At 39.1% G+C, this 23,131-nt stretch carries 29 protein-coding genes and 1 other annotated feature; of the genes, 2 read left to right on the forward strand and 27 right to left on the reverse strand.

The features are described from left to right. Positions 1 to 51: 51 nt before the first annotated feature. Complete coding sequence (locus GJU32_RS09785) at positions 52 to 360, reverse strand: post-transcriptional regulator (RefSeq protein ID WP_155591757.1); 309 nt, start codon at positions 358 to 360, stop codon at positions 52 to 54. 93 nt (positions 361 to 453) lie between these two features. Between GJU32_RS09785 and GJU32_RS09790 the strand changes: the two genes are divergently transcribed. Next, positions 454 to 1,971, forward strand: a complete 1,518-nt coding sequence (locus GJU32_RS09790) for a putative polysaccharide biosynthesis protein (RefSeq protein ID WP_155591758.1) — start codon at positions 454 to 456, stop codon at positions 1,969 to 1,971. Here the strand turns inward: GJU32_RS09790 and GJU32_RS09795 are convergent. The 8 genes from GJU32_RS09795 to GJU32_RS23585 form a co-directional block, all read right to left on the reverse strand. Then, positions 1,968 to 2,603, reverse strand: a complete 636-nt coding sequence (locus GJU32_RS09795; protein ID WP_155591759.1) for a DUF421 domain-containing protein — start codon at positions 2,601 to 2,603, stop codon at positions 1,968 to 1,970. The genes GJU32_RS09790 and GJU32_RS09795 overlap by 4 nt on opposite strands. Before the next feature lie 308 nt (positions 2,604 to 2,911). After that, on the reverse strand, positions 2,912 to 3,175 hold the full coding sequence (gene yajC, locus GJU32_RS09800; protein ID WP_155591760.1) for a preprotein translocase subunit YajC: 264 nt from the start codon (positions 3,173 to 3,175) through the stop codon (positions 2,912 to 2,914). A 323-nt stretch (positions 3,176 to 3,498) separates the two neighbouring features. Further along, the gene (tgt, locus tag GJU32_RS09805; protein WP_155591761.1) at positions 3,499 to 4,644 is read right to left on the reverse strand and encodes a tRNA guanosine(34) transglycosylase Tgt; all 1,146 of its coding nucleotides are present in this window, start codon (positions 4,642 to 4,644) and stop codon (positions 3,499 to 3,501) included. 57 nt (positions 4,645 to 4,701) lie between these two features. Further along, entirely contained in the window at positions 4,702 to 5,742 is a 1,041-nt protein-coding gene (gene queA, locus GJU32_RS09810; RefSeq protein WP_155591762.1) for a tRNA preQ1(34) S-adenosylmethionine ribosyltransferase-isomerase QueA, read from the reverse strand. 17 nt (positions 5,743 to 5,759) lie between these two features. After that, positions 5,760 to 6,764, reverse strand: a complete 1,005-nt coding sequence (ruvB, locus tag GJU32_RS09815) for a Holliday junction branch migration DNA helicase RuvB (protein WP_155591763.1) — start codon at positions 6,762 to 6,764, stop codon at positions 5,760 to 5,762. A gap of 18 nt (positions 6,765 to 6,782) precedes the next feature. Then, entirely contained in the window at positions 6,783 to 7,403 is a 621-nt protein-coding gene (gene ruvA, locus GJU32_RS09820; protein ID WP_155591764.1) for a Holliday junction branch migration protein RuvA, read from the reverse strand. 112 nt (positions 7,404 to 7,515) lie between these two features. Beyond that, entirely contained in the window at positions 7,516 to 8,370 is an 855-nt protein-coding gene (locus GJU32_RS09825; protein WP_230875000.1) for a phosphotransferase, read from the reverse strand. A gap of 13 nt (positions 8,371 to 8,383) precedes the next feature. Further along, entirely contained in the window at positions 8,384 to 9,421 is a 1,038-nt protein-coding gene (locus tag GJU32_RS23585) for a LysM peptidoglycan-binding domain-containing protein (RefSeq protein WP_155591765.1), read from the reverse strand. A gap of 141 nt (positions 9,422 to 9,562) precedes the next feature. Here GJU32_RS23585 and GJU32_RS09835 point away from each other — a divergent pair, with 141 nt between their 5' ends. Beyond that, on the forward strand, positions 9,563 to 10,096 hold the full coding sequence (locus GJU32_RS09835) for a transcription repressor NadR (RefSeq protein WP_155591766.1): 534 nt from the start codon (positions 9,563 to 9,565) through the stop codon (positions 10,094 to 10,096). Positions 10,097 to 10,188: 92 nt separating this feature from the next. Here GJU32_RS09835 and GJU32_RS09840 read toward each other — a convergent pair whose 3' ends face one another. The 18 genes from GJU32_RS09840 to GJU32_RS09925 form a co-directional block, all read right to left on the reverse strand. Continuing rightward, positions 10,189 to 10,581 (reverse strand): thiol-disulfide oxidoreductase DCC family protein, encoded by a 393-nt coding sequence (locus tag GJU32_RS09840; RefSeq protein WP_155591767.1) that lies wholly within the window; start codon positions 10,579 to 10,581, stop codon positions 10,189 to 10,191. 18 nt (positions 10,582 to 10,599) lie between these two features. Further along, complete coding sequence (gene pheA, locus GJU32_RS09845; RefSeq protein WP_155591768.1) at positions 10,600 to 11,478, reverse strand: prephenate dehydratase; 879 nt, start codon at positions 11,476 to 11,478, stop codon at positions 10,600 to 10,602. Between the two features lie 166 nt (positions 11,479 to 11,644). Continuing rightward, positions 11,645 to 12,100 carry an ACT domain-containing protein gene (locus GJU32_RS09850; RefSeq protein ID WP_004226679.1) on the reverse strand — a complete coding sequence of 152 codons (456 nt, stop codon included), beginning with the start codon at positions 12,098 to 12,100 and terminating at the stop codon, positions 11,645 to 11,647. Positions 12,101 to 12,124: 24 nt separating this feature from the next. Then, positions 12,125 to 13,414, reverse strand: coding sequence for a GTPase ObgE (gene obgE / locus GJU32_RS09855; RefSeq protein ID WP_155591769.1), 1,290 nt, complete (start codon positions 13,412 to 13,414; stop codon positions 12,125 to 12,127). A gap of 5 nt (positions 13,415 to 13,419) precedes the next feature. Next, a complete protein-coding gene (locus GJU32_RS09860) occupies positions 13,420 to 13,947 on the reverse strand; it encodes a Spo0B domain-containing protein (protein WP_155591770.1) in 528 nt (175 codons plus the stop codon). A gap of 156 nt (positions 13,948 to 14,103) precedes the next feature. Continuing rightward, entirely contained in the window at positions 14,104 to 14,403 is a 300-nt protein-coding gene (gene rpmA, locus GJU32_RS09865; RefSeq protein WP_016991892.1) for a 50S ribosomal protein L27, read from the reverse strand. Continuing rightward, positions 14,400 to 14,756 (reverse strand): ribosomal-processing cysteine protease Prp, encoded by a 357-nt coding sequence (locus GJU32_RS09870; protein WP_155591771.1) that lies wholly within the window; start codon positions 14,754 to 14,756, stop codon positions 14,400 to 14,402. Before GJU32_RS09870 ends, rpmA begins: the two co-directional genes overlap by 4 nt. Before the next feature lie 16 nt (positions 14,757 to 14,772). Continuing rightward, positions 14,773 to 15,081: a 50S ribosomal protein L21 gene (gene rplU / locus GJU32_RS09875; RefSeq protein ID WP_012295462.1), complete on the reverse strand. Its 309-nt coding sequence runs from the start codon at positions 15,079 to 15,081 to the stop codon at positions 14,773 to 14,775. 14 nt (positions 15,082 to 15,095) lie between these two features. After that, positions 15,096 to 15,173, reverse strand: a sequence feature (ribosomal protein L21 leader region). A gap of 45 nt (positions 15,174 to 15,218) precedes the next feature. Then, a complete protein-coding gene (locus GJU32_RS09880) occupies positions 15,219 to 15,830 on the reverse strand; it encodes a zinc metalloprotease (protein WP_155591772.1) in 612 nt (203 codons plus the stop codon). Beyond that, on the reverse strand, positions 15,820 to 16,374 hold the full coding sequence (locus GJU32_RS09885; RefSeq protein ID WP_155591773.1) for a peptidoglycan DD-metalloendopeptidase family protein: 555 nt from the start codon (positions 16,372 to 16,374) through the stop codon (positions 15,820 to 15,822). Before GJU32_RS09885 ends, GJU32_RS09880 begins: the two co-directional genes overlap by 11 nt. A gap of 93 nt (positions 16,375 to 16,467) precedes the next feature. Next, the gene (gene minD / locus GJU32_RS09890) at positions 16,468 to 17,265 is read right to left on the reverse strand and encodes a septum site-determining protein MinD (RefSeq protein WP_155591774.1); all 798 of its coding nucleotides are present in this window, start codon (positions 17,263 to 17,265) and stop codon (positions 16,468 to 16,470) included. A 1-nt stretch (position 17,266) separates the two neighbouring features. Next, positions 17,267 to 17,935: a septum site-determining protein MinC gene (minC, locus tag GJU32_RS09895; protein ID WP_155591775.1), complete on the reverse strand. Its 669-nt coding sequence runs from the start codon at positions 17,933 to 17,935 to the stop codon at positions 17,267 to 17,269. A gap of 27 nt (positions 17,936 to 17,962) precedes the next feature. Next, entirely contained in the window at positions 17,963 to 18,487 is a 525-nt protein-coding gene (gene mreD, locus GJU32_RS09900; protein ID WP_155591776.1) for a rod shape-determining protein MreD, read from the reverse strand. After that, complete coding sequence (gene mreC, locus GJU32_RS09905; protein WP_155591777.1) at positions 18,487 to 19,401, reverse strand: rod shape-determining protein MreC; 915 nt, start codon at positions 19,399 to 19,401, stop codon at positions 18,487 to 18,489. Before mreC ends, mreD begins: the two co-directional genes overlap by 1 nt. Positions 19,402 to 19,413: 12 nt before the next feature. Next, positions 19,414 to 20,433: a rod shape-determining protein gene (locus GJU32_RS09910; RefSeq protein ID WP_155591778.1), complete on the reverse strand. Its 1,020-nt coding sequence runs from the start codon at positions 20,431 to 20,433 to the stop codon at positions 19,414 to 19,416. Between the two features lie 639 nt (positions 20,434 to 21,072). Next, positions 21,073 to 21,744, reverse strand: coding sequence for a RadC family protein (gene radC / locus GJU32_RS09915; RefSeq protein ID WP_196426657.1), 672 nt, complete (start codon positions 21,742 to 21,744; stop codon positions 21,073 to 21,075). A 34-nt stretch (positions 21,745 to 21,778) separates the two neighbouring features. Next, positions 21,779 to 22,372, reverse strand: a complete 594-nt coding sequence (locus GJU32_RS09920; protein WP_155591780.1) for a Maf family protein — start codon at positions 22,370 to 22,372, stop codon at positions 21,779 to 21,781. A 98-nt stretch (positions 22,373 to 22,470) separates the two neighbouring features. Continuing rightward, positions 22,471 to 23,115 carry a hypothetical protein gene (locus GJU32_RS09925; RefSeq protein ID WP_155591781.1) on the reverse strand — a complete coding sequence of 215 codons (645 nt, stop codon included), beginning with the start codon at positions 23,113 to 23,115 and terminating at the stop codon, positions 22,471 to 22,473. Positions 23,116 to 23,131: the final 16 nt, after the last annotated feature.

Here is a 23,131-nt window from a genome sequence, read left to right on the forward strand (position 1 = left end):
TCAACACATATAGGATTCTTTGAATTCTTGTAAAATTTGACACATTATTCATTACGTTCTGACTGGACCAAGGAGTAATTGCAATTCTTCAGTATTAACTTCTTCAAACCAATTATTACTTTGTAAAAACTCTACTTGATTAAATGAGACGATATCTGATGGTGATACCGCAAAAATGGTAGAAATAACTTCGTGTAAACGTAGCTGTTCGATTTTCTTTTTACGCCATTTTTTTTCAATACAGTAGCGCCAAAGTTCCTCCGCTGTAATAGCATCGTATTGAAAATGCCTGAACTCTGCTATCTTACTATCAATTGCCGGACGAATTTTTTCAAATAGTTGCTCATATTGCATACTCATTTTGAATCATCTCCAATCAAAGTCGTAACGTAAGACATGTTTGCATACAAATAGTGTAAATGAATTTTTGCGGCTTGAGAAGGGACGGATGGCATGAGTTCTTTTGTACGAGGTACATTATTTTTAATGTTTGTGATTTTTTTATCTAAACTTTTTGGCTTCTTTTATAGAATGCAATTTATGCGTATTGCTGGTGAAGAGGCTGTCGGCATTTATATGACCGTCTATCCAGCTTTTATTTTCTTCATCTCACTCATTCAACTTGGACTACCTATCGCTGTAGCTAAAATAGTGGCTGAATTACTAGCAAAAAATAAACGTGATGGTATCTTTGGTGTCATGCGTACTGCCATTCTTTGGTCTTTCATTGGCATGATCGTTTTTATGCCACTTGTTGCACTCACAATACCATATATTTCGACGACGCTATTACATAATGAACAGACAACATTTACGCTATGGATTGCACTCTTCGCTGTACCAGTGTCAGTTGGATCTGGTCTATTACGCGCTTATTTACAAGGTGTGGCTAAAATTACACCAACTGCTTGGGCACAAATGATTGAGCAAGTTGTACGTATTAGCTTCATTACATTAATGCTTCCTTATGTGGCAAACTATAATAACGCTGCGGTTACAGCCGCTGCTGCAATGGGTATTACCCTTCTTGCAGAAGTTGTAGCATTCCTCTATTTATGGCTGCATTATTTCGTTTCGAAGAAGAGACTATTGACGCGTAAAACGAAAATCGAAAGCTACCCTGCATCGCCCATGCTGCGTATTGCCCTTCCCTCTGCGGGCAGTAAGCTTTTTGGTTCTTTCACTTGGTTTTTAGAACCTATTATCTTTTTAAAAGCTTTAACAGTGGCAGGTTTAACCGCTTCTGCTGCTACTATTTTATATGGTGTCATCTCTGGTGTTTTAGTGCCATTACTGTTATTTCCAGCGTTTGTGTCAACAGCCTTATCAATTGTGCTAATTCCAGCTGTTAGTGATGCCGTCGCTCGGCAGCACATCCCGCTGTTACAGGAGCGAATTTCGGTCTCCTTAAGATTATCTTCCTTAGTAGGGTGCTTTGCTGCTACGTATTTCTTTGTACATGGTGATGAATTAGCCATGAAGCTCTTCCATTTAGATGAAAATCGTGGGTACGTAAAAATTTTAGCCCCTATTTTTTATTTTTATTATATTCAAAGCCCTCTTCACTCCATATTGCAGGCAATTGGTGAAGCTAGAGCGGCTATGATGAACTCCATCTATGGTGGACTCGGTAAATTATTTGTGATGTTTGTACTAGCCTCTCAACCTGGCATACAGGAAAAAGGAGCTGTTGTAGCAATCGGCTTTGGCGTTTTACTGACATCCTTCTTGCATATCGCAACAGTTAGACAACGGAAAAACTTGCGTGCAGGCTTCAGAATGTTTGTCGTACCTTATAGTTGCTTTATCGCTGTTTGCGTAGCACAGTATTTTCTCATGCCCATACTGTCACTACCATTTATTTTGAGCAGCTGTGTCACATTATTTTTACTTTTTTCATTTTTATTAGTTACCAATCAGCTACGAATCACAGATTTCCGCTACATTAAAAAATTAGCGAAGAAGGTTTAAGATTCTTTTAATTGGATGTGTAGCTTATTGTCTTCCCAAATACAAAAAAATACCGTTTCACTGTTAGTAATATTATTTTTAGCAAGCTCACCCATTAACCATTCCACATCTTTATGCATGGTTATTAAATGCCTTTCCTGAATATCACCGTCGATAATCAGTGGATAGACAAAGGCTTTTTCATCTTTTTTGTAGACGGAAAGATTGCCTGACGGCTCTAAATATGCAAATGCAACATCTGTCACAGAGGCAATGCCATTTTCTCGTAATTGCTGACATAAATCATCTAAATTATAGCGGTGTTTTCGCATTTCACTCTCTAAAATAACACCGTCTTTTACTAATAAAGCTGGGTCACCATCGACTAAATCACGTATTCTCTTGTACTTCAACGATAAAAAAGCACTTAATATTTGAATAAAGAGCAAAATGATAATGGGTAGTATGGCATTAAAGAGAGGATTTTTAAAATCATCTAGCGCAAAAGCAGCAACTTCTGCAATTAACACGAAAACAACCAAATCGATGACCGATAATTCACCTACTTCTCGTTTACCCATTAAGCGGAATACGATGATGATAAACACATATAAAAAACAAGTTCTAAAAATTATATGGAAATATTCTTCCATAAAAAACACCCCCATACTATCAAGGTGACCTTACTTATTGTTTTTTATACAATATGTTGCCAACAACATTCCGCTCATTAAAGGAATAGTCTCTACTTGTTCGTACACAATAACAAAGAGCAAATGCTAAACTGTGACCTACTGTAAGCGGACTTAATACTGGTACGGAGTTCATTCATAAAAATAAAAAAGGTAAGCTCGAAAGTAACATCAATGAAGAGGTAATGTTTCTCTTACTGCTTTCATCGAAAATTGAAAAAGACTTACAACATAGCTATTGCCTATTGTAAGCCTTTTCTCTTTAGTTACTAATTGTCATTGACAACTCGTCCAATTGCTTGACGATCAAATTTCACACGAACATTGTCAGCGATTTTCAATGTTATTGCAGTGTCCTCAATAGCATCAATGACACCATGTAGACCACCGATTGTAATGACTTTATCTCCACGTTGCAAACTACTTTGCATATTTTGTGTTTGCTGCTGTCTTTTTTTAGCTGGGCGGATTAAGATAAACCACATTGCAACGAACATTAATAATATTGGTGCTAATCCTAATAATTGATCCATAATACATCTTGCCCCCTTTCCAAATCTCACTTTTTTAGTATAGACCATTCCAGCAATAAAAAGCGATGGGCAAGCCCAAAAATTTTCTCTATTGCTAATTATTTTTTCTATGATTGACAATATTTTGCTAGAAATATTCACTTTTTACAAAGATTTGAATGTTTTTGCAAAGCTATTGCCATTGTAAAAGGACATTAGGGAGTGCCAAATGTCCTTTTTTATCTTTGAAAAGGAACTGTTAAAGCATTCTCGAAAAAACCTGTACGCATTGTTTATTTGCGCGAAAGCAAAATGTCAGCTGCAATGACGCCGATGCGTAATGATTAGAAGTTCTTTGCGTTTGGTCCATTGAAGCCATATTTTTCGAAAAATTCTTCTTTGAAATCACCAAGGCGGTCTTGACGAATTGCCTCACGTACTTGCTCCATTAGCTTCAATAGGAAGTGTAGGTTATGGTAAGATGTTAAACGAATTCCGAACGTTTCTTCCGTGCGAATAAGGTGACGAATATAGGCACGTGAATAGTTTTTACATGTATAGCAATCACAATTTGGATCGATTGGACCAAAGTCACGGGCATATTTTGCATTCTTCACTACTAGACGTCCTTCAGATGTCATCAGTGTACCATTACGTGCAATACGTGTTGGCAACACACAGTCAAACATATCAATGCCACGAATTGCCCCATCGATTAAAGAATCCGGTGAGCCAACACCCATTAAATAACGTGGTTTATCTGCAGGCATCATAGGCGTCGTGAATTCTAAAACTCGGTTCATTACATCTTTCGGTTCACCAACAGATAGTCCTCCAATAGCGTAGCCTGGGAAATCTAACTCCACTAATGCTTCTGCTGAACGACGGCGTAATTCCTCGTATTCTCCGCCTTGGATGATACCAAATAACCCTTGCTCTTCTGTACGTTTATGTGCTTCTTTACAGCGTTTTGCCCAACGTGTTGTACGATCTACTGATTGCAGCATATAGTCATACGTCGCTGGATATGGTGGACATTCATCGAACGCCATCATAATGTCAGAACCTAAATCATTTTGAATTTCCATTGCCTTTTCTGGACTTAAAAATAATTTATCCCCATTTAGATGATTACGGAAATGAACGCCTTCTTCCTCAATTTTACGGAAATGACTTAGTGAGAATACTTGGAAACCACCTGAATCCGTTAAAATGGGACGATCCCAGTTCATAAATTTATGCAGTCCGCCTGCTTCCTTGACAATATCATTGCCCGGACGAAGCCATAAATGGTACGTATTGGACAGAATGATACCTGCATTCATTTCTTTTAATTCCTCTGGTGACATCGTTTTAACCGTTGCTTGTGTCCCAACAGGCATAAATGCTGGTGTTTCAAAGGAGCCGTGCGGTGTATGCACGATGCCAAGACGCGCTCCTGTTTGTTTACAAGTATGAAGTAATTCATAGCGAATTGCTGGTTGTGTCATAAACTTAAAAATCCTCTCTTATCTGAAGTAAAAACAGTACTCCGATTTTATCCTCTATTATTTTTTCGGACGTATAAACATCGCATCGCCAAAACTAAAGAAGCGATATTTTTCCTCTACAGCTTGCTGATAGGCGCTTAAAATTGATTCTCGCGTAGCTAGCGTACTAACAAGCATCACAAGGGTTGATTTTGGTAAATGGAAGTTTGTGATTAAACCATCCACCACTGTAAAGTTGTAGCCTGGATAAATAAAAATAGACGTCCACCCTTGTTCCGCTCGCACCTCACCCTCATATTTAGAGCCAATCGTCTCCAAAGTACGTGTAGAGGTTGTTCCAACAGCTATCACCTTACCACCGTTACGCTTTACTCGATTAATCGTATCTGCTGCTTCTTCAGTAACACTATAGAATTCAGCATGCATTTCGTGGTTTTCAATAGAATCTACACTGACAGGGCGGAAAGTGCCAAGACCCACATGTAATGTGATAAAGACCACTTCAACACCTTTAGCTTTTACCTGCTCTAATAATTGCTCCGTGAAATGCAGTCCTGCTGTTGGAGCTGCAGCTGAGCCACGCTCTTTGGCATAAACCGTTTGGTAGCGATCCTTGTCCTCTAGTTTTTCACGAATATACGGAGGTAAAGGCATTTCACCAAGTTGCTCTAATATTTCATAAAAAATTCCATCGTAATGAAATTCGAATGTACGTCCTCCATGTTCAAGCTCACCTGTACAAGTAGCTGTTAATAAACCATCACCAAATGTGATGACTGTCCCTACTTTGACACGCTTTGCTGGTTTTACAAGTGTTTCCCACTCATCTGTACCAGCTAATTGCTTTAATAACAATACTTCTATATGTGCGCCTGTTTCTTCTTTCACACCCATTAAGCGAGCAGGTAAGACTCTTGTATCATTAAGTACAAGACAATCCCCAGCATGTAGCTCATCTAAAACATGAGCAAAATGGTGGTGCTCTACTTCATTGGAGCCAGGTGTCACGACCATTAATCGACTCGCAGTACGATCGACTAGCGGCGTTTGAGCAATAAGCTCCTCTGGTAATTCAAAATCAAAATCTTCTACACGCATGAAAAAAACTTCCTTCTTTATGTTTGTTGGGGATACTCATATCCAAAATGTTCGTAGGCTAAATGTGTGGCTACTCTTCCTCGTGGTGTACGTTGAATAAGGCCAATTTGCATCAAATAAGGCTCGTATACATCCTCTATCGTAACCCGTTCCTCACCAATCGATGCAGCAAGTGTATCTAAGCCCACTGGACCTCCTTGGAAGCGCTCAATCATGTTGGTTACAAGTTTATGGTCAATATGATCAAGTCCTCTAGGGTCGACTTGTAACAGTTCTAACGCTTGCTGTGCAAGACCCTCCGTTATCATACCATCTCCAAGCACTTGTGCATAATCTCGTACTCGTTTCAATAGACGATTAGCTATTCGAGGTGTTCCACGTGAACGTCTTGCTATTTCCTGTGCGGCTACTTGCTCAATTTCTACATCAAATAACTGGGCACTTCGAACAACAATTTCAGCCAGTGAACGATCATCATAATACTCTAAACGTAGTAAAACACCAAAGCGATCCCTTAAAGGGGCTGATAAGGCGCCAGCTCTTGTTGTAGCACCTACAAGGGTAAAGGGAGGCAAATCAAGTCGGACAGAACGTGCTTCAGGACCTTTCCCAACCACAATATCTAAACAGAAGTCCTCCATTGCTGGATATAACACTTCTTCTATGGCACGGGGGAGTCGATGAATTTCATCAATAAATAAAACGTCTCCAGGCTCTAGTGAACTTAAAATAGCTGCTAAATCTCCTGGACGTTCAATCGCAGGACCACTTGTCATGCGCACATTGACATTCATCTCATTAGCTATAACAGCAGCTAATGTCGTTTTACCAAGTCCCGGAGGTCCATATAACAGCACATGATCTAAACTTTCTTGACGAAGCTTTGCTGCTTCAATGAATATTTGTAAATTTTCCTTTACTTTATGTTGCCCAATATACTGCGCTAACCTTTGAGGACGTAAAGATAATTCAAATTGCTCATCATAGCTACCTGCCTCACTTGCCATCATACGTTCAGACATGCACCTTCCCTCCTTTCCTTATTTTAATTTTAGAAGTAGTTGCAGTGCTTGTTTCATAAAGGCATCTGTCGTTTCAAGCTTATCATTGTCTTCAAGTTGTGGACGAATTTTTCCGAGCTCTTTTTCAGAATAACCAAGTGCCATTAAGGCAAGTATTGCTTCTTCTAGTTCATGTTTATATGGGTTAACACCGAACAACGGTAGCTCATCTTCTGTACTAGGTAACTCAATTGTATCTAATAACGAGCCTAGCTTGCCCTTCAAATCTAGTATCATTTGACGAGCGGTTTTTTTTCCGACTCCAGGGAACTTTACTAGAAACGCTTCGTCTTCCCGTTCGATTGCACTAATAACCTGTTGCGGGTTGCCAGTAGCTAAAATTGCTAGTGCCCCTTTTGGTCCTATTCCAGACACTAAAATTAGCTTACGGAATAGCTCACGTTGATCTAAATTAGGGAAACCATATAATACTTGGGCATCCTCTCGTACATGCAAATGAACATAAATCTGTTGTCCAAGGGCAGATGTTCGAAACGCAAACGGATTGGGTGTATTTAGTTGCCAGCCAATGCCCTGTTGTTCTAGCACAATAAATTCAGGTGTAATACGAGTAATTTGTCCTTTTAAATAATCATACATCTATATTCCCTCACAATCATCGTCTTCGATTATAGCATATAGCGAACGAATGCTCGACAAAAAGTAAAGTCAAATGCAGCGTTCACAGACAAAAATGACCGTCAAATGACGGTCATTTCTTTACAAATCTATCAATATCGTACCACAGTTTTGGCCAATAGGTGAGGGCTCGTTTTGTAAATGGCACTAAATAATCTAAAAATACTAGCTGTTGCTCTAATGGTAAATCCACTGCAAAAAGCCATTCACGTAATAACTCATTCGGATATTTCAAACGATGGAGTTTTCTTTTATCCAATCGCTTTAGCTCAGGTAACTCTGCGAAAACCTTGCCAATATCATAATCGACAGCAGGCAATACGCGATGCAACCATAAAATATATTCGTCATCTGCTTCACCAAGGTGCGCTAAATCAAAATCTATTAAACGTAATAATCCATCAGAGCACCATAAAAAGTTATGATGAACAACATCCCCATGTAATAGTGTAATCTCTTTTTCTGGTGCATCCTCCATCGCAATCAGCTGTAGTGATTTTTCACTATAATGCACGATTTGATCGATTTCCTCTTTCGTTAAAAATGTTCGAATCTCATTTCTTCTACTTTTAAAACGCATATGACGCATTTGCCATTTTAAAAGCTGTGAATAGGTATGCAAGCCCGACACTCGCTGCCAAGCAATTTTTTTATGTGTGTCATGTAAAGCTATTAATAACTCCAGAGATTCCTTGCGATCTTTTTTATGTGCAAAGTTAGCACCGTGGCTTCCTTCTTGCCATACTTGCACAATTAACTGCTCATCATCACTCTGGACTAAAGGTAAGATAAGAGAAGGCTCCATACGTCCTAACTGGCGATGAATAGTTCTCACCTTCTCCGCAATTTCCACTTGCTTCGCTCGTTTGACAAAATAATGATTCGATTGATACTTATATTTCCAAATATTTGACTTTACCTCTTCCACAATATACGCTTTTTCACCATCGATAAGGCGTCATCCCGCCTGGGAAATAGTGCGGTGACATCCATGGTCCTACATTCGATGGACATGGTGGTGGACAATGTGTCGGACATGGGGGCGGCGGACAATGACAAGGATCCATTTGCCAAGTTGGCATCATCATTGGTTGTGTATTACAGCCACATGATTGACCCATGTTCATGTCAGGCATCATCATCGGTTGTGTACCACAGCCACATGATTGACCCATGTTCATATCAGGCATCATATCATATTGTGGCTTCATTTGATGATCATGTGTATGGAAGAACGGTGATGTGGACTCTAAAAAGTCTTCCATCCCTCCAACTTTATGATCCGGCATATCACAGGACATTGGTTGTTGTGGCATCGTATAATGCTCGACCTGTGGTTGCATTGGCATTGGCCACCACATTTGATGATGATAGATCGGCTGGTGGCAACTAGAGCAATGTGGTACAACAGGCATTTGTGGCATGATATGCATTGGTGGTTGTTGTGGTGCTGGGTGTGGCATTGGCATTGGCTTCGGTTTAGCTACAGGTGGTGGTGGTGGTGGCGGTGCTGGTTGTATTTGCACTGGTGGTGGTGTGACTGTTTGTTCTATTTGTGGCATGACCACTTGTTGGTGCCAATTCATTTCCACAGGCTGCGGTACCCACATCGGTTGTTGTGGCATCTGCATCGGCATTGGCATCGGTATTGGTATCGGAATCATTTGTGGTTCTGGCATTGGCATAGGAGCTGGTGGTACAATTTGCGGTGGTGGCATCGGTCGCTGCACCTCTTTTTTAGGGCTTTCCTTTGTCGGTGTCTCCTTATGCACTTGTGTTTCCTTTTTCGGCATTTCTTTATGTGACTCTCTATGCGGCTCTTTGTTTATTTTTTCAGGCAATATAATTTCCATGCCTGGGACAATATAATCTGGGTTGGCAAGATGGACATTGAGCCGCTTCAAATCTTCAAACGAGATGCCGTACTCTTTCGCAATCTTCCACAATGTGTCTCCCTTTTGAACAATATGAATACGCAATTTTTTCCTCCCTTCCTCTCTACGTATCATATGTTCAATGTTTCATTTGGATACAAAAATTTCAGCAAGTTAGAAATGCTTCATGGTACACTAATTTATAAGGAATACGGATTCCTTTATTACGAGCAGGGGTGAACTCTTATGAAAAAAATGTTAGGCGAAGAACGCCGACTGCAACTATTAGCGCAATTAAAAAAAAATAAAGCACCTATAACCGGAACAGATTTGGCTAAATTCGCCAATGTTTCTAGACAAGTTATCGTCAATGATATGACTTTATTAAAGGCAAGAAATGAGCCCATTATTGCAACAAGCCAAGGTTACCTTTACATGCATCAGGAACAATTACAGCAAACTGTTGAACGCACACTACCTTGCTTGCATACCTCAGATCAAACTGAAGACGAATTAATGACGATTGTAGATTGCGGTGGTACAGTGAAAAATGTCATTGTTGAGCATCCTATATACGGTGAACTAACTGCTTCTATCATGGTGTCAAACCGCCATGAGGTGAAACAATTTATCGAACGTGTCAATGATACACAGGCAAATTATTTATCCGCTCTCACTGGTGGCATCCATCTGCATGTGATCACGGCACCTTCTGTAGAGGTATTAACGTTAATTGAGCAAGCTTTACACAAAAAGGGCTATTTAGTGACAGACCAATAAATAACAAAAGCACCGTAAGAAAAATAACTCCATACGGTGCTTTGTTGTCTGTTACGAGTATTGTGCCCTCAAGCGCAAGTAATTCTATCTTATCAGGAGAGAAACCTTTGCCGTTGTGAAGGTGTAGGCAATAGACATTGTTGTTTCTGACCAAATAAACGATAGCGGTGCTTGGCAAATTGTCGATAGAGCGCATTACGGATAAATGGAGGCACAAGGATGAGGACATAGAAGCAAGGCCACAGCCTATCCAATTTCCTGCATATTTTTAATGCTGCAGCAGATTCAATCGATGCTTTCCCTTGTTCAATGAGAATCACACTATCTATATTCTTTGGTATATTGTACTGTGCGAGGAGTGCTTGGCCGACATCACTTTGAAGTGATGCAAATTGAAAATAACCAGCTCGATCATGTTTGATAATAAATTGAACAGTGCTATCACAAAAATTACAGACGCCATCAAATAATATGATTCCACCCATCACAATACCTCCTTACAGTTATCCCTCGTCAGGTGTTAGATAAGTAAAGTATGTACCAAGTGACTTTACCTTGTAACCTAGCGCAGCTAATTCTTCCATTGCTCCACGCATCATCGGTTCTTTTTCATCTGCTAATACATCAATCATAAAGAAATAATCACCTAATCCTGTTTTAAGTGGGCGTGATTCAATTTTACTTAAATTCAGTTGGCGCCATGCAAAAACAGAAAGCACCTGATGTAAAGCACCTGAACGATCAGTCGGTAATGTAATCATAAATGTTGTTTTGGCTTGCCCTTCTGATAGCTCTTGTGGCAATCGTTTATTTTGCTTGGACAGCACAAAGAAACGTGTATGGTTAAAATGAAAATCATGTATATTCGACTCAACTATGTCAAGTCCGTATTTTTCGGCTGCGGCTGCATTTCCGACTGCCGCTATACATTCTTCTGGATTTTCTGATACATATTTCGCCGCAGCTGCTGTTGAAGTTGTTTGATGTAATGGCACATGACTGAAACGATAAAATAAATATTTGTGACATTGAGCTAGCGCATGTGGATGGGAATAAACACCTTCGATTGACTGCCAATGATCCTTTTGTGCTTTATTGACCATTAAATGCTGTTGAATTTTAAGCAATAGTTCACCTGTCACATAAAGTGTTGCCTCATGGAATAAGTAATCTAATGTTAACGTTACAGAACCTTCTAACGCATTTTCTAGCGGTACAACGGCTAGATCTACTTTTCCCTCTGCTACTGCTTCAATACATTCTGGAATCGTTGCACACGGTACAAGCCACTCATTTGGAAAAGTAGCCTTTGTTGCTAAATATGTAAATGATGCTTCTGGTCCTAAATAGGCAATTCGATTTTCCCATAGTTGCTTTGTCATTGCAAATACCTCCTTTATGCACAATAAGGAGCAGTCCCTCGTGTTAGTTCACTGTTGGGACAGCTCCTTTTTTGAGCTTTGTTACCGCATTCATACCCATTGGGCCTATGAAACACGATGATTGTCATTTTTGTCAAAAATTAAAGGATTGAACACTACGCTGTGACTATAACGCACCCGAACTAATTACTTCCGCTGATTCTACAAAATCTAAGCGCTTTAATTGCTGGATGAGGTCATCAAGATCACACGTCATGCTTGTTACATCTAATGATAATGTGACATTGGCACGTCCCTGAATAGGGATTGTTTGATGAATCGTCAATACATTACAATGTGTAATGGTCACAGTTTCTAAAAGCTTAGCAAGTGTTCCTTTTCTGTCTTGAAGCTGTAAAAAGACTGTTAAAATGCGTTCCTGCACAATTGAATGAAAAGGAAATACAGCATCACGATATTTGTAAAACGCACTTCGCGATAAATCCACCTGCTTTACCGCATCCCAAATGGAAGATACTGAACCACTTGATAGTAAGTGTTTCGCTTCCAAAGTTTTTTGCATTGCATCCGTTAAAACATCCTCACGAACTAAATAATATCGCTGATTCGCAACATTCTTCATACGCTTCCCCCTAAAACTCATGTCTTAATCGACAAATTCAAATTCAAACTCTTGTAGACGTACTGTATCGCCATCCTGCGCTCCACGTTCACGGAGAGCCTCGTCCACGCCCATAGCACGCAATTGACGAGCGAAACGACGAATACCATCCTCACGGCTAAAGTCTGTCATTTTAAATAGGCGTTCAATTGCATAACCACTAATGATAAATGTACCATCATCATCACGAGTAATTTCAAATTCTTCGCCTTTCGCTTCATGTTTGTACATTACTGTTGCGTCTGATTGCTCCTCTACATCATCATATAGAAGGAATTCAGGTGTTACTTCTAGTAAATCAGCAATGGCAAACAGTAACTCTTTTAAACCTTGGCGTGAAACTGCAGAAATCGGGAAAATCTGTATATCTTCTCCCACTTTTTTGCGGAATTCCTCTAAGTTTTCTTGTGCATCTGGCATATCCATTTTATTAGCTACAATAATTTGTGGTCGCTCTGTTAAACGAAGATTATATTGTTTTAACTCTTCATTAATTGTTAAATAATCTTCGTATGGATCACGGCCTTCCATTCCTGACATATCAATGACATGGACGATAACGCGTGTACGTTCAATATGTCGTAAAAACTGATGACCTAATCCTACCCCTTCATGAGCCCCTTCAATAAGCCCAGGTAAATCCGCCATTGCAAAACTACGATGGTCATCCGTTTCAATCATCCCTAAATTCGGCACGATTGTTGTAAAATGATAAGCACCAATTTTTGGCTTGGCAGCAGAAACAACAGATAATAGCGTCGATTTACCAACACTTGGGAAACCTACTAACCCTACATCTGCTAAAACTTTTAACTCTAATATAACATTTAAATCTTGTCCTGGCTCACCTTTTTCAGAAAGTTCTGGCGCTGGGTTTGCTGGAGTGGCAAAACGAGAATTTCCTCGTCCACCTCGGCCTGCTTTCGCAATAACTGCTCTTTGACCATGTTCTACTAAGTCGGCAATAACTGCATTTGTTTCTTCATTCATCACCACTGTGCCTGGTGGTACTTTAACAATTAAATCCTCCGCATTTTTACCATGCATGCCTTTACTCATACCATGCTCACCACGAGGTGCTTTAAAATGGCGTTTATAGCGGAAATCCATTAACGTACGTAAACCCTCTTCTACTTCAAATACTACGTTACCTCCATGTCCGCCATCTCCACCAGCTGGACCACCATTTGGTACATATTTTTCTCGGCGGAAGGCAACCATCCCGTCGCCACCGTCGCCACCTTTTACATAAATCTTCACGTGATCGACAAACATTTAGTTCACTCCCTATTTGCACTCAAGACATATTGCCAGCATGTATTCGTCTGCTCAATTGTTTGAATGTCGAATTGTTTCAAACCTTTTTCGGTGAATGCATCAGCACTCCATAACCCATTTAGCGTGAATGTCACGGCAAATGTATGATCGTCAACACGTACATCAAGCGTTAGGACCTGCTCTGTAAATGGATCTAATGTATCATAAACATGCATAACTGTTTTGTTTAAATAATCTACAATTTCCTGATCAATATCGTGGATCATAGGCTTCTTTATCTCACAGCTTAGTTTCCATTCTAATGATGGATAACGCCATCCTGCTGTTTGTAACCATTCAATTGTTTGTGGTAGTTGTAGTCGATTGAGAATAGAAAACACTCGTAATTGTTCTGAATAATGTTGAATAAGTTTCTTTGATTCATCAATTCTACCTAAATCTAAATTCATGCGAATCAGTTGCAGTTGATTCACATAATCATGATTTGCAAAACGTAATACTTCACTAATGGTTAGTGATTGATTGTTCATCCCATTCACTCCAATAAAGTTATCCTTACTAGTATAACAAGTTTTGCTCTATTTTTCCCTTAATTCTTTAATCAATTATGCCGAGGCGTAATTAATTTAGCCAAAAAAAGGACTGCAATAAATGCAGTCCTCCGCTTTATGTTATCTTATAAAAGATTAAGCTTCTTGTGTTGTTGGGTATACAGATACTTGTTTGCGATCGCGACCTAAGCGTTCGAATTTAACAACGCCGTCAACTTTAGCAAATAGTGTATCGTCACCACCGCGACCTACGTTTGTACCAGGGTAAATTTTTGTACCGCGTTGACGGTAAAGAATTGAACCACCAGTTACGAATTGGCCATCAGCACGTTTAGCACCAAGACGTTTAGACTCTGAGTCACGTCCGTTTTTTGTAGAACCTACCCCTTTTTTCGATGCAAAAAGTTGAAGATCTAATGCTAATAATAATTTCATCGAGTTCCACCTCCTACTTGGTTGTAGTTGATTTGGATGTATTGTCCATAATTTTGCACCATAGAATACACTTGGGCAGTCATTACTTGGACAATTAACTGTAGTTTTGCATCTACCTCAGGCTCTAAATCTGATGGTAAATCTACCTTAAGATAGCCTCCACCTTCAGCAGCTTGTTCGATTTCTGGTTGAATTTGTAATAATGCATAGATAGCATTTACTGTACCAATGGCAATAGTAGATGCTCCAGCACATACTAAATCTTTACCAGATTCATCGTAACCAGCATGTCCTGAATATTCGAATGCTGACACATGTCTATTTTCATCGTGATGAATCGTAACTTGTATCATTCGCTACACCTCACAATTAAGCGTTGATTGCTTCAACAACTAATTTTGTGTAAGGTTGACGGTGACCTTGTTTACGACGGTAGTTCTTTTTAGCTTTCAATTTGAAAACAACGATTTTTTTCGCACGGCCTTCTTTAACAACTTTAGCTGTTACAGTAGCGCCATCTACGAATGGAGCTCCAACTTTAACGTTTTCGCCACCTACGAATAAAACTTTATCAAAAGTTACAACCTCGTCAGCTTCTACACCTAATTTTTCAACATAGATTTCTTGACCAGCTTCTACTTTGATTTGTTTACCACCAGTTTCAATAATTGCGTACATTTTACTGCACCTCCTCTTAGACTCAGACTCGCCTGTTTAATAAGGTGATCTTATTAGATACTTAAACCTTCCCAGAGCGGTTGTAGTAGCACGGGTGCTACAAACAATAACATTAAAATATTACCACACCGTTTTTTTTAAGTCAATCTATTCATAACATATTTTTCAAAAGCTATTCGATATTTTCGATAACGCCATTCTTTCAATGCTTGAAGCCAAATAAATAAATTAATGATTGCTAAAAAAATAGATTGCGGTAAAAAATTGAAAGTGACGAGCAATAGTATAGTGGCAATGATGAAGGACAGCCAATAATAAATCTCGATCACTTGCGCTCTCGGATAGTTTAAAAATAACCAGGCTAAAAATATCCTTCCACCATCTAACGGTATGATGGGCACTATATTTACAGCCAGTAACACTAGTTGTACACTAATAAGCTTAGTGGACAGTAGTCCAGGCATAAAAAAAGCGAGGCCAATCCCAATAGTGGTAGCGATTGGTCCTCCTAATGCAATCCATAGGAGTGACGACGCTTGCACAACCGCTGGATTTTCAAATTGAATTTCTCCCCCATATGGCGTAATAACGCATGATTTCACCTTTACTCCACACAGTACTGCAGCTACTAAGTGACCTACCTCGTGCCACAATAGTGAAAATAAAATGATGGCATAATAAGCTAATTGTCCACTGAAAATCATGACAAATACAAGAGGGATGCACAGAAGATGTAATTTAATCCTCATTGGTCTCCATCGTTTCAAGCCATTGTACGATTTGCTCTAAATCATAATGAGTATCTCCATTTTCAATGGACATATAAAGTTGACCAGCTTCTTTCATGCCAATTAAATCATTTGCTTGAATTGAAGTATAAGGTAGCTGAGCTAAGCTATCCAACATACCATACGATACGGTTGTACCATCCTCATAACTGATGGTCATGGTCTTACCCGTATACTTTGTATGGCCAGTAAAAACAACTAACCCATTTTGACCAGCATAAATCGGTAAACCAACATCATACTGCAATAAGTAGCCTTCTTTAAAAACTTGAGCATTAGCAAAAGTTAAAAGATCTGCTTGCCCTACATCACTCGATACCATGATAGTCTCTTTTTCTTTTTCAAACCAACTTTGTCCGAGCTCACTTAAATACGTTAAATCTGCAGAGGTTGTCACAAGCTTTCGAACAGGCGTATCCACTACGCCTTGATCCTCTAAACGAATTACAAGCATGATCGCTGCCACAAGTAGTATCGTGACGAACCATTTCCATTTTTTAAACAAGCTCTCATCCTTTTTTCCACACTATATGAGATTGCATGTCCAAACATGCACAAGAAAAAACCTTCTCGTACAATTGCACGAAAAGGTTTTAATTTATCTTGAGAATAACGCTTTAAGTTTTGAAAACATACCTCTTTGTTCGTCTTGAATAGCCATCAGTGGCACCGACTCACCAAGAATACGACGCGCAATATTTCGATAGCCTAATGATGCTTTATTGGAAGGATCCATGACGATTGGTTCACCTTTATTGGAAGATGAGATGACGCCTTCACTATCTACAATAATCCCTAATAGATCAATAGATAGATGGGTAGTGATTTCATTCACATCCAATGTGTCACCGCTTTTCATCATATGTTGTCGAATACGATTAATGATGAGTTTAGGTGCTGTAATCTCTTCCTGCTCAAGTAAGCCGATAATACGATCTGCATCACGAACAGCTGAAATTTCAGGTGTTGTCACAACAATCGCATGATCTGCACCAGCTACAGCATTACGATAGCCTTGTTCAATACCAGCAGGGCAATCAATTAATACATAATCATAATCCCTTTTCAATTCCTCTACTAAGCTCTTCATTTGCTCAGGGGTAACAGCGTTTTTGTCTGTTGTTTGAGCAGCAGGTAATAAAAATAGTTTCTCATCTACGCGCTTATCCTTAATCAATGCTTGATGGATTTTACAGCGTCCTTCCACCACATCAACTAGGTCATAAATGATACGATTTTCTAGGCCTAAAATTACATCTAAATTACGCAGGCCTATATCTGTATCAACTAAACATATTTTTTTACCTTGTAGAGCCAATGCAGTCCCAAGGTTAGCCGTTGTCGTTGTTTTACCGACACCGCCTTTACCTGAAGTTATGACGATCGCTTCTCCCACACTAGCTTCCTCCCTTAGACACATTTAACAATGGTCGAATATTTTTTAAGGCATGAATTTGATCGTACGTAATGCGTCCATCGTAGCCAATAAATGCACAAGTCATTTCTGCTTGATTAACCGCTTTTACATGTTCATCCGACATTGCTTGAACTTGATCGGCAATCATGATATGGGTGGCTTCAAATCTAGATGCTGCAATGATTGCTTCTTTATTGCCTTGCACACCAGCATGTACAATCCCTTTGAGTCTGCCTAGGATATATACATTACCACCAGCCTCTACACGACCGTTTGGATTTACATTTCCTACGATGATAATGTCACCTGACGAACGTAAAACTTGTCCTGACCTGACCACACCTATATATGTATCTTGTTGGCTTTCAATCATTTTCTGGTTGCTTTCATGGATAGTCAGTACTTCACTTTGCACCTTCGATACAAAAAGTTGCTCGGTTTCTTCTACAATTTTTATAAGTTCATTCATCTGTTCTTCGGTACAGTATCGATAGCCTAAGTATAATTGTACATCTACTTTTCCATCGATACCGCCCTCTAGAACCTTTTTCTTTAACTCTTCTACTAATTCACCGTATGAACATTGATCGTCTAGACGCAGTACAAAACCGTCCTTCGTTCCCTTCATATTAACTAACTGTTTTTTCATGAATGCCTCACCTCACGTTGTTCTTTGTTAAGAAACTTCACGTGCTCTCTGTAAGACACGCGCATTAATTAAATATTTGAAGGCCCAACCAAGAATCATTAAAAATAAAGCATTCGCAATGATTGTTGGTAGTAGTCGTGAACGTAAGAAATCCGCTAAAGGTATTGCTGTAAAATCGATTAGGAAAAAGAATTGATAGAGTATAAATTCTAAAATAGCTACTAGAATAACTGAAATTGTCGTTGTTACGACTAAGTGCTGATGTATAACTTTCACGATAGACCCTGCTAAAAAACAAATAAGTGGATAAAGTACTGAGTATAATCCAATAATATCAATGTAAAACACATCATACAAGACACCAAAAAAAAGTCCATACATTACCGCACGTTGACGGCTGTAATAGATGGATATAAAGATTAAATATAAGATTAAAAAACGTGGTACCAGATAATAGACTTCCCCTTTTATTTCAATCGGGGAAAGCATAGCAAACTCTGGTTCTAATAAGAATAGTAAAACCGCCACAGAGGGGATGAGAAATCGAACCATCACTCCGCCTCCTCTTCACTCGCCTCTTGCGGATTCGATAAATCCTCATTCGTTGCGTTGCCATCTGAGCCGTCAATTACTGTAGACGTACGCTTTGCAATGACAACATGCTCTAAAATTGAAAAATCAGCAGATGGTTTGACATAAGCCATTTTTGTTAAGCCATGATCATCCGTACTAACCTCTGTAATTTCTCCAATTGGGACTCCCTTAGGGAAAATGCCACCAAGACCTGAAGAAACTACCTGCTCGCCTTCTTTAACCTTCGAGCTGGAATCGATTCGCTTCATAATGAGTTCATTACGTTCTTCATCAAAGCCCTCGATTAAACCGTATGCTTCTTTTTCTCCTAACACCATCGCAGACACACGATAGTTTGGATTATTTGTATATAAAAGCTCTACTTCAGATGTGAAAGGTGTTACTAGTGTAATTTTACCGACTAGCCCTTTCGCGGTCATAACTGCCATGTTTTTTTGAACACCATGAGAAGACCCTTTGTCTAAAATGATTTTCTCTTCCCACTGGTCAGGATTTCTAGCAATCACTGTTGCATGAATTGGATTATATGTCTTCAAGCTCTCCGTTTTATTTAATAGCTCTCGGAGTTTGTTATTCTCTGATTTTAAATCCGTAGCCTCAGCTTGTACAACTGCAAAATCTTCTAAGCGTGCTTTTAAACGTTTATTTTCTTCGTACGTGTTTAAGAGGGAGTCAATACTATTAAAAATACCATTAACATAATTCGCCGGCTTCGCAACAAGCGATTGTGCGACGCCGACAGTATCTTTAATAATTTGCTCTGGTAAAGTTGCATTCGTCCGATCACGTAATGAGAAGCCAATCAATGCCACAAGAAAAACCATGCTTACGAGCAGCAAAATTATTTTCTTATTGAAAAAAAAGTGTGGCATTGCTAAACCTCCTTATCCTTTAACTTGTTGTTGACGAATTAAGTCGATATGATCTAATGCCTTACCTGTACCAATTGCTACACAGTCTAAAGGATCTTCTGCGATAAACACTGGCATGTTTGTTTCTTGGCTAATAACTTTGTCTAAGTTCGTTAATAGTGCACCACCACCAGTTAACACGATACCGCGCTCCATTACGTCAGCAGATAATTCAGGAGGTGTTTGTTCTAATGTTTTTCGAACGCCATCAATAATAGAGGCAACAGCTTCACGCAATGATTCAGAAATTTCCTGTGAAGAAATTTCGATTGTTTTCGGTAAACCTGTTAACAGGTCACGTCCTCTAATATCCATCTTTTCCTCTGGACCTTCTGCCAAAGCAGTACCAATTTCCATTTTTATAGCTTCTGCTGTACGTTCACCAATTGTTAAATTATACGTTTTACGAATATACGAAATGATGGATTGATCCATAGCATCCCCACCAACACGTACAGATTCACTCGTTACAATACCACCTAAAGAAATAACGGCAACCTCTGTTGTACCTCCACCGATATCAACAACCATTGACCCAGTAGGATCCCATACAGGAAGATTTGAACCGATTGCTGCTGCAAATGGCTCTTCGATTGTGAAAGCCTCTTTTGCACCTGCTTGTCGTGCAGCGTCAATTACTGCACGTTGTTCTACAGAAGTAATACCATAAGGCACACAAATCATTACATTTGGTTTTTTCCAATTGCCTCCGGAGTTTTTACATGCTTCTTTTAAATAATACTCGATCATTGCTGTCGTAATATCGAAATCAGCAATAACGCCATCTTTCATTGGACGAATTGCTACAATTGAGCCAGGTGTACGACCAATCATATTTTTCGCATCATTACCAACTGCAACGATATCCCCTGTTTTTGTATTCTTTGCTACTACTGAGGGCTCACGTAATACGATACCCTTTCCTTTAATAAACACTAATGTATTCGCTGTGCCGAGGTCAATCCCGACATCTTTGCTTCCTAGTCCAAACAATTTGTGTACTCCCTTTCTATTTAGCCATACTTTCGTTGACATTTGACATCCATTACCTTTGACAACAATGTTTAGGAAATTGAATTGTGCAACTCCTCTCAAAGTCCTTAACACCTGTCAAAGCTTTTATCTTCATCAGTTGGTGTTACACCAAGAGAAAAACTACACACTCGTTCACCTCACCATCATTTTCGATGGGAGTCTTCCCTGAATAAAGATAAAATTCAATACCGTTCATTATAACGGAAAAACGCAAGAATTTATAGTGTCACATACTTCATCTCACAGAAAAGATACTATTTTAATTCCCTCTTAAACTAAAAATAGTACGTATAGATTAGCATATAATTTTTATTCTCATAAGACAATGTGTATCAGGCTACCAATTTTTGTGAAGATAATAGAGATTGTATGAATACATTAACGATTTGTAAGGAAAAAGGTTCGCCAATAAACCACAAAAAAATACAAAAATTTTATGGGGCATATTAATTACGCCTCGGCTTACTTGCGCCAAGATTTTTCGAGCTTGCTCGAAAAGTTCTCCACTATAGAGGCAGGAGTCTTCTGTATCTGCCCCATTCGATAAAAAAACATTTGCTGAATAAAGTTAAAAAACTCTGCACATTCCATGCAGAGTTAAAAATATCCTTTTTCCTTCAAACTAATATATTGATGATCACCAATAATGACATGGTCGATTAATTCAATGCCGATAATATAACCAGCTTCAACAATTCGCTTCGTTACTTCAATATCCTCTGTACTTGGGGTCGGTACCCCACTAGGATGATTATGTGCACAAATAATAGAAGCAGCAGACCGCTTGACAGCTTCTCGAAAAATTTCTCTTGGGTGCACAATCGAGGCGTTTAAACTACCGATAAAAATTGTCTGTTTATGAATAATTTGATTTTTGATGTTTAAAAAAAGAACGACAAAGTGTTCTTGGTTCAGCGAAGTCATATCAGGCATTAAATAGGTAGCTGCATCTTGCGGAGAACGTATAGTAAATTTCTCATCATTATGTTTCTGAGCCAGTCGTCTACCAAGTTCAATGGCTGCTATTATTTGGATGGCTTTCACCTCTCCTATTCCTTTAATAGCCACCATTTCCTCGATGGTTGCGTGTTTCAAATGATGTAGTCGTTCAAAAACATTTAATACTCTATTTGCAAGGACAAGTACAGATTCTTCCTTCGTGCCTGTCCTCAATAAAATGGCGAGTAGCTCTTGATTGGATAAGCTTTCCGCACCTTGCCGTAACAATCGTTCACGAGGACGATCTTCCATATTGACGTCACGTATCATCAATGTTGGTAAAACCTCTTCAAGCAAAAAATATTCACTCCTTCGCAAATTGGACTATCTGTAGGTCCACCAATTGCGAAAACAAAGCTGCAAGTGGTAGACCTACAACATTGTTATAATCTCCTTCAATTCGTTTTACTAATAGTGTACCTATTGTCTGAATGCCATAACCGCCAGCTTTATCAAATGGATCTCCCGAACCCACATAGGCTTCGATTAGTTCCTGTGATAGATGGTGAAAAACAACTGTGGTTTCTTCCACAAAGATGGTTTCCTTTCCTTCAGAGTCGATTATAGCTACCGCTGTCATAACAACATGCTTGTTGCCTGATAAACGTGATAAGTGAGAAATAGCCTCCTCACGAGACGTCGGCTTATGTAGTAGCTCATGATTGTAAACTACGATTGTATCAGCACCAATAATCGTGGCATTTGATGCTTTTTTGGCTACATCACGAGTCTTTAAAAGAGCTACGCCTTTTACATAATCCTGCATTGTGTCTGCTTGTACACTAGTTTCTTCAACCTCACTTGTCATAACCTCAAACGGAAGTGCTAACATGTCAAGCAATTCCTTTCGTCTTGGTGAAGCAGAAGCAAGTATAAGTTTATAATTTGTTTTCAACATTATCTGACCATTCCTCCCTATCTTTATGATACCGGAGAATGTACTATTTGAAAATTTTCAAAAAATCTAGATAATGATTATTTCACTATCTTTCATGCTTAAAATTTTACTTGAAGGCAAGTATTTTTAGATTGATAATGCGCAAAAACATGCAAACGGATGATGTTGATATCGTTGGAAATAGTAGAGGCTGCCGTTCCAATTGATTGCCAATCCTCTGGTAGTGTTGAATCCTTTCCTTTTTCCTTAAAATTTAATTTTTTAGCATTTTTGTCTACTAAGACAGCCGGCAGTTCCGCAAGTGTGGGTTCTTTACAACTGTCGCCACTGACACTAAATGCTTTTTTAAATGTTGCAGGTTCCTGTAAAAATTCAAGCTGACTTTCTTCCGTTACCATGCTTGTCCATACATAAAATTTCCCATCGACCTGAACAATTGCGCTCTCTTTTAATGCAGGGTATTCCGCAACAAATGAACTGGCACTCTCATAATTTGAATACACGCCTGCTTGGCTGGCAAAAAACATAGATGCATTAGATGTATTGGTTGTCTCACCGGCAGTTGGAATCGTCTCTGTTTCTGATTGATTATTTGCCACTTCACTACCATTTTTCTTTAAAGGTAGCTGTGTACTTGCTTGTAAAACGCCCAAAAAAATTCCTACACCTAATAGACCAACAAATCCACCAATAATCATCGCTCGAAATATTTGTTTTTTCATCACACGACCTACAATTTTCATTCATCTATCACCTCAT

Source organism: Lysinibacillus cavernae, from assembly GCF_009724685.1.
In the GTDB taxonomy this organism is placed as follows: Bacteria; Bacillota; Bacilli; order Bacillales_A; family Planococcaceae; genus Lysinibacillus; species Lysinibacillus cavernae.

Coding starts and splice junctions, on each gene's coding strand:
- GJU32_RS09785 (WP_155591757.1), bottom strand. CDS start 360: ATGAGTATGCAATATGAGCAACTATTTGAAAAAATTCGTCCGGCAATT.
- GJU32_RS09790 (WP_155591758.1), top strand. CDS start 454: ATGAGTTCTTTTGTACGAGGTACATTATTTTTAATGTTTGTGATTTTT.
- GJU32_RS09795 (WP_155591759.1), bottom strand. CDS start 2,603: ATGGAAGAATATTTCCATATAATTTTTAGAACTTGTTTTTTATATGTG.
- yajC (WP_155591760.1), bottom strand. CDS start 3,175: ATGGATCAATTATTAGGATTAGCACCAATATTATTAATGTTCGTTGCA.
- tgt (WP_155591761.1), bottom strand. CDS start 4,644: ATGACACAACCAGCAATTCGCTATGAATTACTTCATACTTGTAAACAA.
- queA (WP_155591762.1), bottom strand. CDS start 5,742: ATGCGTGTAGAAGATTTTGATTTTGAATTACCAGAGGAGCTTATTGCT.
- ruvB (WP_155591763.1), bottom strand. CDS start 6,764: ATGTCTGAACGTATGATGGCAAGTGAGGCAGGTAGCTATGATGAGCAA.
- ruvA (WP_155591764.1), bottom strand. CDS start 7,403: ATGTATGATTATTTAAAAGGACAAATTACTCGTATTACACCTGAATTT.
- GJU32_RS09835 (WP_155591766.1), top strand. CDS start 9,563: ATGAAAAAAATGTTAGGCGAAGAACGCCGACTGCAACTATTAGCGCAA.
- GJU32_RS09840 (WP_155591767.1), bottom strand. CDS start 10,581: ATGGGTGGAATCATATTATTTGATGGCGTCTGTAATTTTTGTGATAGC.
- pheA (WP_155591768.1), bottom strand. CDS start 11,478: ATGACAAAGCAACTATGGGAAAATCGAATTGCCTATTTAGGACCAGAA.
- GJU32_RS09850 (WP_004226679.1), bottom strand. CDS start 12,100: ATGAAGAATGTTGCGAATCAGCGATATTATTTAGTTCGTGAGGATGTT.
- obgE (WP_155591769.1), bottom strand. CDS start 13,414: ATGTTTGTCGATCACGTGAAGATTTATGTAAAAGGTGGCGACGGTGGC.
- GJU32_RS09860 (WP_155591770.1), bottom strand. CDS start 13,947: ATGAACAATCAATCACTAACCATTAGTGAAGTATTACGTTTTGCAAAT.
- rpmA (WP_016991892.1), bottom strand. CDS start 14,403: ATGAAATTATTATTAGCATTAGATCTTCAACTTTTTGCATCGAAAAAA.
- GJU32_RS09870 (WP_155591771.1), bottom strand. CDS start 14,756: ATGATACAAGTTACGATTCATCACGATGAAAATAGACATGTGTCAGCA.
- rplU (WP_012295462.1), bottom strand. CDS start 15,081: ATGTACGCAATTATTGAAACTGGTGGTAAACAAATCAAAGTAGAAGCT.
- GJU32_RS09880 (WP_155591772.1), bottom strand. CDS start 15,830: ATGAGGATTAAATTACATCTTCTGTGCATCCCTCTTGTATTTGTCATG.
- minC (WP_155591775.1), bottom strand. CDS start 17,935: ATGAAAAAACAGTTAGTTAATATGAAGGGAACGAAGGACGGTTTTGTA.
- mreD (WP_155591776.1), bottom strand. CDS start 18,487: ATGGTTCGATTTCTCATCCCCTCTGTGGCGGTTTTACTATTCTTATTA.
- mreC (WP_155591777.1), bottom strand. CDS start 19,401: ATGCCACACTTTTTTTTCAATAAGAAAATAATTTTGCTGCTCGTAAGC.
- radC (WP_196426657.1), bottom strand. CDS start 21,744: ATGATACGTGACGTCAATATGGAAGATCGTCCTCGTGAACGATTGTTA.
- GJU32_RS09920 (WP_155591780.1), bottom strand. CDS start 22,372: ATGTTGAAAACAAATTATAAACTTATACTTGCTTCTGCTTCACCAAGA.
- GJU32_RS09925 (WP_155591781.1), bottom strand. CDS start 23,115: ATGAAAATTGTAGGTCGTGTGATGAAAAAACAAATATTTCGAGCGATG.